This window comes from Pelagicoccus albus (assembly GCF_014230145.1).
Taxonomy (GTDB): domain Bacteria; phylum Verrucomicrobiota; class Verrucomicrobiia; order Opitutales; family Opitutaceae; genus Pelagicoccus; species Pelagicoccus albus.
On sequence record NZ_JACHVC010000007.1, the window covers coordinates 146,455 to 160,437 of the forward strand.

General features: G+C 51.3%; 9 protein-coding genes and 1 tRNA gene. 7 read left to right on the forward strand and 3 right to left on the reverse strand.

Translation table 11 applies throughout. The features are described 5' to 3' along the window. Position 1: 1 nt before the first annotated feature. On the reverse strand, positions 2-1,711 hold the full coding sequence (locus H5P27_RS07440) for a GAF domain-containing protein (protein ID WP_185659762.1): 1,710 nt from the start codon (positions 1,709-1,711) through the stop codon (positions 2-4). A 30-nt stretch (positions 1,712-1,741) separates the two neighbouring features. Continuing rightward, positions 1,742-2,824, reverse strand: coding sequence for a tRNA 2-thiouridine(34) synthase MnmA (gene mnmA / locus H5P27_RS07445; protein WP_185659763.1), 1,083 nt, complete (start codon positions 2,822-2,824; stop codon positions 1,742-1,744). Between the two features lie 182 nt (positions 2,825-3,006). Between mnmA and H5P27_RS07450 the strand changes: the two genes are divergently transcribed. The 5 genes from H5P27_RS07450 (at position 3,007) to tpiA (ending at position 9,628) form a co-directional block, all read left to right on the forward strand. Beyond that, positions 3,007-3,735: a hypothetical protein gene (locus H5P27_RS07450; RefSeq protein WP_185659764.1), complete on the forward strand. Its 729-nt coding sequence runs from the start codon at positions 3,007-3,009 to the stop codon at positions 3,733-3,735. Between the two features lie 97 nt (positions 3,736-3,832). Beyond that, positions 3,833-6,283 (forward strand): alpha-amylase family glycosyl hydrolase, encoded by a 2,451-nt coding sequence (locus H5P27_RS07455; protein WP_185659765.1) that lies wholly within the window; start codon positions 3,833-3,835, stop codon positions 6,281-6,283. 140 nt (positions 6,284-6,423) lie between these two features. Continuing rightward, complete coding sequence (gene gap / locus H5P27_RS07460) at positions 6,424-7,443, forward strand: type I glyceraldehyde-3-phosphate dehydrogenase (protein ID WP_185659766.1); 1,020 nt, start codon at positions 6,424-6,426, stop codon at positions 7,441-7,443. Between the two features lie 168 nt (positions 7,444-7,611). Beyond that, positions 7,612-8,814: a phosphoglycerate kinase gene (locus H5P27_RS07465; protein ID WP_185659767.1), complete on the forward strand. Its 1,203-nt coding sequence runs from the start codon at positions 7,612-7,614 to the stop codon at positions 8,812-8,814. 46 nt (positions 8,815-8,860) lie between these two features. After that, entirely contained in the window at positions 8,861-9,628 is a 768-nt protein-coding gene (gene tpiA, locus H5P27_RS07470; RefSeq protein ID WP_185659768.1) for a triose-phosphate isomerase, read from the forward strand. A gap of 97 nt (positions 9,629-9,725) precedes the next feature. Here tpiA and H5P27_RS07475 read toward each other — a convergent pair whose 3' ends face one another. Then, a complete protein-coding gene (locus tag H5P27_RS07475; RefSeq protein ID WP_185659769.1) occupies positions 9,726-10,328 on the reverse strand; it encodes a response regulator in 603 nt (200 codons plus the stop codon). 275 nt (positions 10,329-10,603) lie between these two features. On the opposite strand from H5P27_RS07475, the gene H5P27_RS07480 reads away from it, so the two are divergent. Beyond that, positions 10,604-10,680 (forward strand) — tRNA-Asp (locus H5P27_RS07480). Between the two features lie 388 nt (positions 10,681-11,068). Then, the gene (locus H5P27_RS07485; RefSeq protein ID WP_185659770.1) at positions 11,069-13,942 is read left to right on the forward strand and encodes a TonB-dependent receptor; all 2,874 of its coding nucleotides are present in this window, start codon (positions 11,069-11,071) and stop codon (positions 13,940-13,942) included. The last annotated feature ends 41 nt before the right edge of the window (positions 13,943-13,983 follow it).

Below are 13,983 nucleotides of genomic sequence, written 5' to 3' on the forward strand. Positions count from 1 at the left end.
TTTATTTATGGGCTGGGAGAACGATTCGCATCGTGGTTCCCGAGGGGCCTGTCTTGCTCACGGAGATGTCTCCATGGTGGGTGCGCAGGATTCGTTTCACGATAGACAGGCCTAGGCCGGTGCCTTGCGGTTTGTCGGTAAGGAAGGAATCAAAAACGTGCTCGACGAGATTCTCCGGTATGCCGCTGCCGCTGTCTTCTATGTAGATGATGACAATCTTGTTTTTATCTCGTTTCTCGGTTGTAGTGGAAATCGTGAGACGACCTCCTTCAGGCATGGCGTCGGAGGCGTTGATTATGAGGTTTAGGAGCACCTGTTGTAGCTGGCCCTTGTTGCCGTTGACGCGGGTCTTTGTACCGGAAGGCTGGTGCTCAAGGTCGATTTTTAGCTGACGCATCTTGTGACGTACAAGTAGGCAGGTGTCGGCCACCAGCTCGTCAACGTCCCACAGGGTGAAGATTCCCTCTGGGGCTTTGCCGAATGAGAGTACTTTCGAGACGATTTCCTCTAGTTGGTTGAACTTCTCCTTGATGACTTGCTTGTCCTTGTACCGAGGGTCGCTTGGTTCGTAATTCAGATCGAGTGAGCTGAATAGCAGTTTGATAACGGTGAGCGGATTGCGGATTTCGTGGGCAATTTCTGCTGAAAGGAGTCCAAGGGTTGTGAGGCGTTCCGACTTTCTCAGTCGCTCCTCGCTATTGAAAACGCGATTGTAGAGTTCTGCGTTTTGGGCTGCTACTGCGGCGAGATCTGCGAACGCTTGCAAAAGCCGGCGTTCGCTATTCGGGAAACGGTGTCTTTCCCTCGTGAATACGTTCAGGATTCCGGTGACCTCACCTTCGAAGATCATCGGTGTTGAGAGGCAGGAAGTGACGCCGGAGTCGTGGGGCACGTCTTGCAAGTCTTTGTAGTCGGGGGTAGTGATATTGGGAAACTCTACCTGTCTTTTGGTGCGGATTGCCGAACCGGCCAAGCTTTCGGACAACTCGATTTCACCTTGGCTGGATATGAATTCGTTTTCGTACGACATGGCTTGGAGCATTCTGACCTTACCCTTCTTCTTGTCGAAGAGTTGAAGGGTGCAGAGTCGGGCTTGGGTGAGCTCCATTGCTGCCTCAGTCACTGTGCTCCAGAGCTCCTGGGTCTCAAAATTTGAAACGATGTTTTGGCTTACTTCGATGAGAGCGTTGAGCTGCTCTGATTGATTTGCTAGCTGTCTTCGTTGCCAAACGTTTTGTAGAACTTGAGCGGATTCCTCCGCCAAGAGAGTCAGTTGATCGAGCTCCGGGTAGCTAAACGCGTCGATGGTGGCTCTCGCTACGCTTAGTACGCCGATGATATGTCCTCCGCTGGTCATGGGGGCGATGATCTTCGAGCGCACACCGTCGATCAGCTTGACGTACCTCGGGTCGTTTTCGACGTCGTTGCACAGGATCGGTTCGCCATTGAATGCGACCCGGCCGGACAGGCCTTTGCCCGGATGAATGCCTAGTTGGCTCGTGTCGGATGGGTAGCCCAATGCGTATTCAATTTCTAGTAGGCTTGAATTTGGGTTGATCAGGCTAATGGCAGCGGCTTTGGGTGCGAACAGGCGTTGGATCTCCGCCATTATCGTGGAGTACGCTTCTTGCGGAGTTGCAGAGCTAGTCGCTGATTGGCTGATGCGATAGAGGGAAAGAAGGGTTTCTGGGTTATCGATGAGGCGATGCATTTTTGATCCAGTTCAAAGTGAGATGATGGCTTAGCCGATCTGGGTGTAGACCCCGCCGCCGAGTAGTTTTGTGCCGTCGTATAGGGCAATTATCTGGCCTAGGGCTAGTGCTCTCTGCGGTTGTTCGAATGTGATCTCGACTGTATCTTCAGTCAGGCGTTTGAAGCGTATGGGCACTCGAGGATCACGGTAACGTACCTTGGCCTCGAGCTTGCAGTCGTCGGAAGGAGGCTCTCCGGTGAAACTCAGGTCGGAGACTTCGCAACGGCTGGAGTAAAGGCCGGGGGCGGTTGGGGCCTCGAATGAGACGAGCAGGGCGTTCCGCTCTTGGTCCTTGCCCACGACCACATAGAATTCGTTGTCAGCGTTGGACGGGATTCCTATGCCGCGTCTTTGTCCAATGGTGAAGTAGTGTAGCCCTCGATGCTCTCCCAGCAGCTTGTCGTCCTCGGCCCTGATGATGGGTCCAGGGCGGTCCGGGACGTATTCTCTTAGAAAGTCGGACATCTTAATGTTGCCGATAAAGCAAATGCCTTGGCTGTCCTTTTTGCGGGCATTGGGCAGGTTCGCTTTTTGGGCGATCTCGCGAAGCTCCGGTTTGAGCAAGTGTCCCACTGGGAATCGGGCTCTCGCCACTTGGTCGGGTCGCATCATTGCTAGGAAGTAGGTCTGGTCTTTATTGGGGTCCGCTCCTTCGATAATGCTCCGTCGGGCACCCTCGTCTTCGCGGATTTGCGCGTAGTGGCCGGTGGCAACTTCGTCGAAGCCGTTGTCGATGGCGTAGTCTAGGAAGACTCCGAATTTGATCTCCCGATTGCACATGACATCCGGGTTGGGCGTGATTCCGCTTTGGTAGCCAGCTAGCAGGTAGTCCACGATCCTGGACCGGTACTCCTGCATTAGGTTCACCACTCTGAAGGGGATTCCAAGCGCTTCCGCGACGGCGCTGGCATCCTCTATGTCCTGTTGCCATGGGCAGTCGCCAAGGATTTCGTCCTCGTTGATCCAGTTCTTCATGTAGGCGCCTTCGATCTGGAAGCCCTGCTCTTTTAGGAGCAAGGCCGCGACTGCGGAGTCGACGCCTCCGGACATGGCTACTAGGATCTTCTTCATCAGCTGCACGTTGGCTATCTGGACTCGATTAGTGAAGGGATAATTTTGTGGAGCTTAAAAAGCCGTGATTGATCCTAGCGGCAGGTAGACGCGGAAAGCGTGGTAACTTTGATGATGTGATCATTTTTGAGCTGGAGTTTTTTATGCCAAAAGACAATAAGGGTTTTCCCAATTGATTCACTATGAGGACTTTGATGACCCCGGAAGCTTTTACCGATGGCTTAAAGGAAGCTCTGGGCGATCGTCTGACGATGGTTGCCCTTTTCGGTTCCGCGGCGGCTGGGGACGACAACGGCAAATTCTCCGATATCAACCTGATGGTGGTTTGCAGGGAGCTGGGGGTCTGTGAATTGGACGCGATTGCAGGGCTGTCACGCGGTTGGGCGAAAATGGGAAATCCACCGCCTTTGATGTTTGCCTTGGAGAGGCTTATGAACTCTTCCCATGTCTTTCCGATCGAGTTGCTCGATATAAAGGAAAATCACCGCGTGCTCTATGGTAGGGACGTGCTTCGCGACCTGCCAATAAGCCAAGAGAACCTTCGGTTTCAGCTAGAGCACGAGCTGAAGGGGAAGCTCATTCAATTGCGTGAAGGCTACATGTTGGCAGCCAAGGACAGCGAATCGCTGATGGAGCTGATGCTGCGTTCCCTTTCCAATTTCCAAACTATGCTCAAGGCTTCGCTCCGCTTTTACGAGGTAAGTGTACCGGCTCGGAAGCGGGATGCGGTTAAGATCTTGGGACGGCACGTGATGTTCGATCTTTCGGTTTTTGACGAGATGCAAGGCATCATTGACGGGACGGAACTTCCCCCGTTCGGCAAGGATGCCGCCATGGGCTTGTTTGAGCGTTATCTCGAGGCAATCGAGCAAACTGCAGATCTGATTGCTTCTTTGTCGCGGCGGAGCTAGCTTGATCTCTTGAACTCGATCCGGCACAGACTGTCGAGTGCATCGCTCACCTTGGCACGGTTCGTGATGTGCGGAGTGTTTATCCTATACCAACAACATGTCGTCTCCCACCGCAGCTAGACACTTACGGAAAGCTTACCTAACTTCGCTGAGCGAAGGGGTCGTAGAGCTAAGCAAGGATTGGCGTGCCTCGCGCATGCCGCCTATTCGGTTCGAAGGCCAGAGGGCCGGCCACATCTCCTTGTTTCCGCTTCCTGCCCTCGAATACGCTGCCCAGAGCGGCTACTACATCGACCAGAAAGGTAAGATCGTATTTGTGTTCTACCCGGATAAGTATTCGAAGATCGAGTACGAGCATACCTCTATTTACGTGGTAGGCAATTTCAATGGTTGGCAAAAAGCCATCGGGGATGAGGCGTGGGAGCTGAAGCCTGAAACGGTTGGCGGAGTCGAGGTTTTGCTGCTGCGTGCGGACAAGAAGATTTTCCAGGACGATCCCTCTTGTTTTTTCAAATTCGTCACCAAGGAGCACCATTGGTTTTTGCCCGATGTGACAGCTCCAAATCTCTCGTCCGATGGGATGGGAAACCGGAACTACGTTTTTGACGCGAAAAGGAGCGGCAAGCACCGTATCGGATTTATTCTCAAATCACCTATTGAGTTTTCGAGCACCAATACTCTTCTCTACCACACGCGAAAAGGTGTAGAGCGAACCGAGCTTTCTCTTGGCGAATTCTTCCTTAGCTTGAAATCGGAAAAGGAGCTCGGAGCTGTGGTAGAAGACGGTTCCGTCACTTTCCGTATTTTTGCTCCGCGGGCGAAGTGGGTGAAGGTGGGCTATTTCGAAGATCTCGAGAAACCAAAGAAGATCAAATGGCTCCTGATGAAGCGGGATGAAGATTTCGTTTGGGAGGCATCGGTGGACCGAGACTTGGTTGGCTTTTACTATTGGTATAGCATCGATGGCCCGAAGGAAAATACGAGCCTCTTCGATCCAAGCGTCAAGGTTCTCGATCCTTATGCGAAAGCTGTGGTGGGAAGAGAAGGACCAGCGATCGTGATAGACGATAGTCGCTATGGAAAATTGGATACGTCATTCAGGAATCCGCAATGGCAAGATCTCATCGTTCTGGAAGGGCACGTGCGCGACTTCGTTGGTAAAGCTCCAGGCGTAGAAAGAGTGGAAGGTCGCCCTCTTGGCTTTTCTGATCTGGCTAGCTACGCGAAGCGTGAGGACTTCTATCCCAAAAAGCTGGGTGTGAATGCGATCGAATTACAGCCGATTCAGGAAAACGATAGCCAGAGTTATGGTGAGTACCATTGGGGCTACATGACTGCGAACTATTTTGCTCCACACTCTGGATACGGAAGGGATCCGAAAAACGGTACTCAGGTGGAAGAGTTTAGGGATTTGGTGAAGACACTTCACGAGGAAGGGTTTGCCGTGATTCTCGATGTGGTCTATAATCATGTGGGTGAGCCGGCACATCTCATGTTTGTAGATAAGCTCTATTACTTCCAGATGTCTGGAGACGGTGCTTTGAGCAACTGGAGTGGTTGCGGAAATGACTTCCGTTCGGAAGCCCCTATGGCGAAACGACTCATTATCGATAGCCTGAAGCACTTGGTGCAGTTTTATGGCGTGGATGGTTTCCGTTTCGATTTGGCAGACCTAGTCGGCAAGCCGGTGCTTAAAGAAGTGGAGAAGGAGCTGAAGGCCATTCGCCCTGACCTTATCCTGATCGCTGAACCTTGGAGCTTCAGGGGGCATATCGGGCCAGAGTTAAGGGATACAGGCTTCGCGTCTTGGAACGATGGATACCGTGAGTGGCTCAAGGGTTATGTCCGTGGAGAGGCGGGTATCGATGCCACCAAGTACTTTATGAAAGGTTCGCCGGATCATTATGCGACTTGGCCGGCTCAAACGGTTAATTATGTGGAGTCGCACGACGATAGGGTGTGGATAGACGACATCACCGAAAACGGCTATCACGACGGCACGCTTCCAACTCAACGCGATATTGCCAGAACACGGATGATGGCAGCGATGCTGATGATGTCGGTAGGGATGCCGATGTTTCATGCGGGTATGGATTTTCTGGGTACGAAAAACGGAGTTCGTAATACTTATCAGGACGGGCCGCGTAATGAACTTAATTACAAGCGGTCTTTAGAGTATCCGTCTTGCGCCAAGTATTTCGCTGATTGGGTGGCTTTCAGAAAATCCGAGCGAGGGAAGTTGATTCGGCACTATAGCCGAGCCCCCGAGGGCTTTTTTGAGTTTCTGCCCGCGGAGAGTGGCAACTCGTTCGCATGCGTTTACAATGCGTCGGGAGAGTGGGGAAGTCGTAAGCTGCTCTTTGCTGCCAATCCAGGATTGGGCGCTGCGGAGATTCCCCTCAAAAATTGGTCGGGTAAAAAGTGGAAACAGATCGCCGACCATGAACGCTTTTTAACGGATCAAGATCAGGCTTGGTCTAACCTTCCGGATAAGGTAGTCTTCTTGCCAAGATTAGCCTGTGCACTGTGGGAATTGCAGTGCGATTAGGCTCTCCTAAAAGATAAGGTTAAAATCAAATACCATAACTTCTTGATTTTCTTATAACCCTACCTTCTACTCCCGCTCCGCGTGGCTCTTTTGCCATGTGAAATCACTAAATACGTCAATATCGCAACACATAGATTACCATGGCTGTAAAAGTAGCTATCAATGGTTTCGGCCGCATTGGCCGCCTCGTATTCCGCGCACTCGTGGACCAGGGCCTACTCGGCACTGAAGTAGACGTAGTCGCCGTTAACGACCTCGTTCCTGCGGCTAACCTCGCGTACCTCCTCAAGTATGATTCCACACAAGGACGTTTCAACGGCACCGTTGAGGCTGAAGGTGACGACACTCTCGTGGTCAATGGCCACAAGATCAAGTGTCTCGCGCTCCGCGAAATCCCAGCCAACCTTCCTTGGGCAGAGAACAACATCGACATCGTGATCGAGTCCACTGGACTTTGGGTACAAGACGAGAAGGCACAGGGCCACATCGACGCAGGCGCGAAGAAGGTTATCATCTCCGCTCCAGGTAAGGGTGCAGTTAAGACCGTAGTTCTCGGTGTTAACGACGACACCTTGACTGCTGAGGACACTTTGATCTCCAACGCTTCTTGTACTACAAACTGCTTGGCTCCTATCACCAAGGTCGTTCTCGACAACTTCGGTATCGAAGAAGGTTTGATGACCACCGTTCACAGCTACACTGCTACGCAGAAGACTGTTGATGGACCATCTCCTAAGGACATGAAGGGTGGACGCGCTGCGGCGATGAACATCATCCCATCCACTACTGGAGCTGCTAAGGCTGTTGGCCTCGTTCTTCCAGAAGTAAACGGCAAGCTCACTGGTATGGCTTTCCGCGTTCCAACACCTACCGTTTCCGTAGTCGACCTTACTGTTAAGGTTAGCAAGCCAACTTCTTACGCAGAAATCTGCGAAAAGATGAAGGAAGCTGCTGAAGGTCCTCTCAAGGGAATCCTCGAGTACACTGAAGACGAAGTTGCTTCTTCTGACTTCATCCACTGCTCCGCGTCTTCTATCTTCGACGCAGGTTCCGGCATGGGTCTGACCGACACTTTCTTCAAGCTCGTTAGCTGGTACGACAACGAATGGGGTTACTCCAACCGCGTCGTAGACCTTCTCAAGAAGGTTGCTGCTCTCTAATCGGGTGAAGGATTAGTTTTCCAGCCCTTTGCTTGCGCCCGTTTGCGCGGGCAAGGGGCTTTTTTATATAGGTTGGAAGAGCTGCTCGAACGGCAGGTTTCCACAGCTAAGAAATTTTAGACTACCGGGTTCGTCATCGGACGGCACCCAAATCATATCTTATAGACCATGGCTACAAAGACCATCGAAGACATCGACCTTAAGGGCAAAAAAGCGGTCATCCGCGTCGACTTTAACGTACCCCTCAAAGATGGGGAAGTAACCGACAATACCCGTATCCTCGGCGCACTGCCGACTATCAAGCACGTGATCGCGAGTGGCGGCACAGCTGTTTTGCTTAGCCACCTAGGGCGTCCTAAGGGCGAGGTAAATCCAAAGTTCTCGCTCGAGCCTGTTGCTAAGGCCTTGGCTGCAGAGCTGGGTCAGGCTGTCGTTTTCGTTCCTGAATCTCGTGGCGAAGTAGCTGAGAAGGCGGTCGCCGCCCTCGAGCCAGGTTCGGTCGCCCTTCTGGAAAACGTTCGCTTTCACGCAGGCGAGACCAAAAACGACGAAGAATTGTCCAAGGATTTTGCGAAACTCGGCGATCTCTACATAAACGATGCATTCGGTACTGCCCACCGTGCCCACTCTTCCACCGCGGGTATCGCGGCTTTTCTCAAGCCAGCGGTTTGCGGATTCCTTATCGAAAAGGAACTCGAGTTCCTTGGAGACAAGACTGCTAACGCCGAGCGCCCATTCACTGTTATTCTTGGTGGAGCGAAGGTCAGCGACAAGCTGAAGGTCATCGATGCTCTCCTTGAAAAGGCGGATACGATTCTGATCGGTGGAGCGATGGCTTACACCTTTGCGCTCGCTAACGGAAAAACCGTTGGCTCGAGCCTCTGTCAGCCGGACATGGTCGATATGACTACCGAGCTTCAGAAGAAGGCTGTCGAAAAGGGTGTGAAGCTTCTTCTCCCAATTGATAATGTGACCGTAGACTCTTTCGATTTCAGCACTATGACTGCTGGCAATCTCGGCGAGTCAGATGCGGAAGGAAACATCCCAGAAGGTTGGGAGGGTGTCGACATCGGCCCCAAGACTGTCGAGCTCTACTGTGCGGAAGTCGCTAAGTCCAAGACCGTTCTCTGGAATGGCCCCATGGGTATCTTCGAAAGCGATGCTTGTAATAAGGGGACTTTCGCAGTCGCCAAGGCGATCGCTGACAATCAGGAAGCAACAACCATCATCGGTGGGGGTGACTCAGTAACTGCGATCAATATGTCCGGCTACGGAGACAAGGTTTCCTTCAAGAGCACTGGTGGCGGAGCAAGTCTCGAGTTCCTCGAAGGAAAGATCCTCCCAGGTGTTGACGCGTTGGACAAGAAGTAGGTCCAAGCTCTCGAATCATTAAAACAATCAGAACAATTTATTAGTCATGTCCCGCAAATATCTCATCGCAGGAAACTGGAAAATGAACAAGACTCCCGCCGACGGCGCGGATCTCGCGAAGGAAATCGCGGCATTCGTCACTAAGGACGAGTCTGTAGAAGTAGTCATCTGTCCGACGGCTGTGGCTCTCGACAGGGTTTCTTCCGTGATCGAAGGTTCCGCCGTCAAGCTTGGCGCTCAGAACCTCTACCCGAAGGCGAGCGGAGCCTACACCGGAGAAATCTCCGCTGAAATGCTTCGTGCGGTTTTCGCCAAGTACGTGGTTCTTGGTCACAGCGAACGTCGTGAATACTTCGGTGAAACCGATGCATTCGTAAACGAAAAGGTTAAGTTCTCCTTGGAGAACAACCTGAACCCAATCCTCTGCATCGGCGAAACTCTCGAGCAACGCGAAGCGGACGAAACCTTGGAAGTTAACAAGACTCAGCTTCTTGGTGGTCTCGAAGGTGTTTCCGAAGAGGATATGCCGAAGGTGGTAATCGCTTACGAACCAGTATGGGCAATTGGTACCGGCAAGACTGCGACTCCAGAAATGGCTCAAGAAGTTCACGCGGCGATCCGCTCCGAGCTCGCGGCTAAGTACGGTGAGGCTGTTGCTGAGAAGGTTCGCATCCTCTACGGCGGATCGATGAAGCCAGCCAATGCGGACGAGCTTCTCGCCATGAAGGATATCGATGGTGGATTGATCGGTGGCGCAGCTCTCGATGCAAAGTCTTTCTCAGACTTGATCGCTTCTGCACGCAAGGCCGACTAATTTCCGAAATAGCTTTCTAGCTTAGCATTTTCGAGGCTCCTCTAGTTTTACTGGAGGGGCCTTTGTCGTTTTCACCCCTTATCAGGGGATATTCCGGTCAACCGCGGGATCTGACACGTGGCCAACTACGCAGCAATTGCTCTTTTATAATCTCGGCGGTGATTGGTTTTTCGAGGTAACCGTTCATGCCCGCTCTGCGGCATTTGAGCCGAGTTTCCTGAGAGACATTTGCGGTCACGGCTATTATCTCAGAAGGTTTTCGAGAATCTGCCTCGCAGGAGCGAATGGCCAGCGTGCTTTCGAGGCCATCCATTTCAGGCATGTCTATGTCCATGAAGACATAATTGAAGTCACCAGAGCGGTATGCTTCGAGGGCCTCTCGTCCATTTTCCGCTTCATGACACTCGTAACCGAGCTTGCTGAGGATGATGCGAATCACCTTGCGGTTAATATCGTTGTCGTCCGCGACTAGTATTCTCAATGGCCTCTTTTGGGCGAAACTTTGCTCGGTCCGCTTGGGAGGTGATTGGCGTGTGTCCTCGAAGTTGAGGGAAAATTCTTCGCTGGCGGCAGGAAAGCGTGGTGCCTTTTGAGCGGGCTGGTGGGTGCTGGTAGCGCAAGAGCTCCGTTTTTCGGGATTGTTTGGAGAGGCTGGGCTCTTCCAGAGTTCTAATTGTCCTTTATTCGCGCACTTCCGCATACAGTCTCAATCTCAGTTTAGGCTGTCGAAAATTGGAGTTATTGCAAGTTAGCTAGGGGATTACCCAGAGTGGAGTCCGTTTGGTTTTAGAGCGTTAGCCAGCGTTTAAGAGCTTGATAAAGCGTAACTTCGTATTGTCGAGACAACTGAGCGGCGAGTTAGGAACCGCCGGTTTTTAGACGAAATTTGACTAATTTCGAGGCATGAAAAAAAAGTCTAAACGACGCTTGACTTGAGAAAGCCGAATCCTACTTTCAGCGTCTCTTTCACAGCACGGGGTAGTAGCTCAGTTGGTTAGAGCGCCTGCCTGTCACGCAGGAGGCCGCGGGTTCGAGTCCCGTCTATCCCGCCATGTGAAAAAAGACCGCTTCCTTCGGGAAGCGGTTTTTTTGTGCTCACGTGCTGGAGATTTATAATCTTCTTTTCATTCCCCTTATGAGGTGATGGCGCTAGTTTCCCCGAGAACTTTGTGCAGGGCTTTCCTAGTAAAATCGGAGCAATTCGCCCCTTTTGCTCGCTGTATTAGAGCTGTTTAAGCGCTGCGGTCGAATTTGGACCGTTTTTCATCGGAAATGTTACACATAGGTGACTCGTGAGAGGCGGAGATTACGGGTTTGTGACGTCAAAGTTACGGGAAATTGCGATAGGTTACGACGGGGTAACAAGATGCTAATGTGGCTTGATTCCAATTGAGAATTCCAAGCGGGTCTTCGTTCTCTGGGGCTCAATTAGTAACCGCTATGGTATCTCAATCCCGTAATTCAAAGTCCTTTTGGGGCCTCGCCAAACTGTCGACTCTCTTCGTTGCAGTGGCCCTATTTTCTCTCCGTGCGTCCGCTCAAGAGGCGGCTACCGGCATAATCTCAGGGTCTATTATAGATGCTGACTTTGGTGGAGGCGTATCCGATGTGCGTATCGCAGTCTTGGGTACGGATATTACTGCCTCCAGCGACAAGGATGGTAAGTTCATCATTGGAAACGTTCCAGCTGGTGAATACACGCTAGTCGCCACTGCTATGTACTACAAGACATCGCGTGTTGAGGAGCTTGCAGTTCTCTCTGGCGAGATCGCTCGAGTAGACGTTCCTCTTTATGGTGACGAATCGGACATCGTTGAGCTCGATGGATTCACAGTGAAGGCAAAGGCCCTGACGGGTTCCAACATCGCCTTGCTCACGGAACGGCAGAAGTCCTCCTCGATAAGCGATGCTATCGGCTCTGAGACCTTCAGTCGTTTGAGCATTAGCGATGCGGCAGACGCTTTGGGCAAGGTGACAGGCGTATCGATTACCGATGGGAAGTACATGGTAGTACGTGGATTATCCGATCGCTATAACAACACGACGATGAATGGGGCAACGGTACCCAGTGCTGATCCTGACAAGCGTGCCGTTCAGTTGGACCAGTTTCCAACCGGAATTATCGAATCGATTTCCACGGTTAAGACTTTCAGCCCGGACAAGTCAGGTAGCTTCACTGGTGCCTACGTTGACATTAAAACTAAGGCGATTCCGGACAGCTTTTTCATGAGTTTCAACGCCAGTGTTGGCTATAACGCTAACGCTTCTCTACAGGATATTCTGTTTAGCCCTGGAGCGAGCGGAGACTGGAAAGGACAGGACGATGGCACTAGAGCGATCCCTGATATCGCTTCCAGACTTGAAGAGATCACAGAGTCACCTCGTCGTTTGGAACTCGAGCAAGCTCAGCTCCTTTCGGACATCACTCAATCCTTCGCTTCTGAGTTTCAGGCAGAGATGAGAGAAGCTCCGCTCTCTCATGGAGCTTCGGTTACCTTCGGCAACCGATTCAATCTGGGAGACGGAAGTGACCCTGCGACATTGGGAGTCATCGGAAGCATCTCCAACAAGCGCAGCTTTTCGTACTACGACGATGGGCAAGTAGGTCGTTACGAGCTCAATACAAATGGATTGGTGGACCATGTGGACTTTACGGAAGCCAAGGGAGAAGAAAGTAACGAGTGGGGAGCTATTCTAAATGTTGCTCTCAAGCCGAACGGTTTCCACGAGATCGGCATTAACAGTTCCTACAGCCAATCCGGAACGGATGAAGCGATATCACGTTACGGTTCTCGCCAAGATAGTGGAGAAGCCCTGTTCAGAGTACAGAACCTCCACTACACAGAACGTTCTCTCTCGGTTGTTCAGCTTTACGGAGAGCACAAGTTTGAAGGGCTGAAGGGAACGCGTGTGGAATGGTTTGTATCTGATTCGACCAGTACGCAGGACGAACCTGATTTTCGTCTGTTCTATGATGAGATTCCAGACGAGGGCTATCCGGTCTATCGAGGCAACTTTCCTGCCCCTCGCAGATATTGGCGTGATCTGGAAGAAAATACGGCCGACTCCAAACTTGATGTGATTATCCCGCTGGGGCGGAATTCGAATGAAATCAAATTTGGTGTTCAGAGAACGGATACGGATCGTGCTTTTGAAGAGTCCGTTTACACTTACAACGACAATGTAAGAGGTCTACCAAGCGATTATCAATACGATGGGGACATCTCCGCTTTCTTGAGCGATGACATCACTTCCCTAAACCCAGAAACAGATGCGGTTCAGAGATATATATATGAGTCTTCGAGCTCGGTACCTGCCTACAGTGGTGAGCAAGTGGTGGATGCGTATTATGTGATGGGTGACTTTCGTGCCACCGATAAATGGAGAGTCATCGCCGGTGCACGCAATGAAAACACTGATCTGTCGATTGTTAGCTTTAATAGTAGCGGAGTGCAAAACGACAACGATGGCGACATTGATGAAGACCTATGGTTGCCCGCTGTGAATGTTGTCTACGAGATTGATGGAAATCAGAACCTCAGGTTTGCAGCTACGAAGACTTTGGCTCGCCCGAATTTCCGTGAGCTATCGCCATTCGGTTCATTCGACAACATCGGTGGTGAGACTTTTGTTGGCAATCCAGAGCTACAGATCTCGGAGATCAACAATCTAGATGTTCGCTATGAATTATTTGGAGAGGGAGATAACCTGATCGCTGCCACGGCATTTGTTAAGGACATCTCTAACCCTATTGAGCTCAATTTCGTGGATGGCGAGCTAACTTATGTTAACGTAGATGAAGCCAAGGTGAGAGGCTTGGAGCTAGAAGCTCGTAAGTCATTCAATTGGTTTGGTTCTGAGACCAGTGTTTTCTCTCTCGGTGGAAACCTGTCCTACGTCGATTCGGAGGTGCAACGCTCTCCCTACGAAATTGCTCAGAAGCAGGCAGGGGGCTTGACAGTCGAAACTGTCCGAGAACTGCAAGGGCAGTCTGAAATCGTGGGCAACGTGGATGCTAGTTTTCAGAACTTCGACAAGGGAGCAACGCTCAGCTTGGCTTACAATTACACAGGCGATCGCCTGTATTCCGTCTCATTGGGAGCTCTCCCAGACGTTTACGAAGCTCCTTCTGGGCAACTGGATTTTATCTGGTCCCAAAAGCTAGGCGAACGCTTGGCTATGAAGTTTTCCGTTAAAAACATTTTGGATACAAGCTCTCGCAAGTATCTGACCTACCTCGGTGAAGAGTCTGTCTACTCCGAATATAAGAAAGGCATCACTACCACGCTGAGCTTTTCCTATAAGTTATACTAGTCCTGCTACGGGATTCGTTTTTCGTAACAAACAATAATACA

Coding starts and splice junctions, on each gene's coding strand:
- H5P27_RS07440 (WP_185659762.1), bottom strand. CDS start 1,711: ATGCATCGCCTCATCGATAACCCAGAAACCCTTCTTTCCCTCTATCGC.
- mnmA (WP_185659763.1), bottom strand. CDS start 2,824: ATGAAGAAGATCCTAGTAGCCATGTCCGGAGGCGTCGACTCCGCAGTC.
- H5P27_RS07450 (WP_185659764.1), top strand. CDS start 3,007: ATGAGGACTTTGATGACCCCGGAAGCTTTTACCGATGGCTTAAAGGAA.
- H5P27_RS07455 (WP_185659765.1), top strand. CDS start 3,833: ATGTCGTCTCCCACCGCAGCTAGACACTTACGGAAAGCTTACCTAACT.
- gap (WP_185659766.1), top strand. CDS start 6,424: ATGGCTGTAAAAGTAGCTATCAATGGTTTCGGCCGCATTGGCCGCCTC.
- H5P27_RS07465 (WP_185659767.1), top strand. CDS start 7,612: ATGGCTACAAAGACCATCGAAGACATCGACCTTAAGGGCAAAAAAGCG.
- tpiA (WP_185659768.1), top strand. CDS start 8,861: ATGTCCCGCAAATATCTCATCGCAGGAAACTGGAAAATGAACAAGACT.
- H5P27_RS07475 (WP_185659769.1), bottom strand. CDS start 10,328: ATGCGGAAGTGCGCGAATAAAGGACAATTAGAACTCTGGAAGAGCCCA.
- H5P27_RS07485 (WP_185659770.1), top strand. CDS start 11,069: ATGGTATCTCAATCCCGTAATTCAAAGTCCTTTTGGGGCCTCGCCAAA.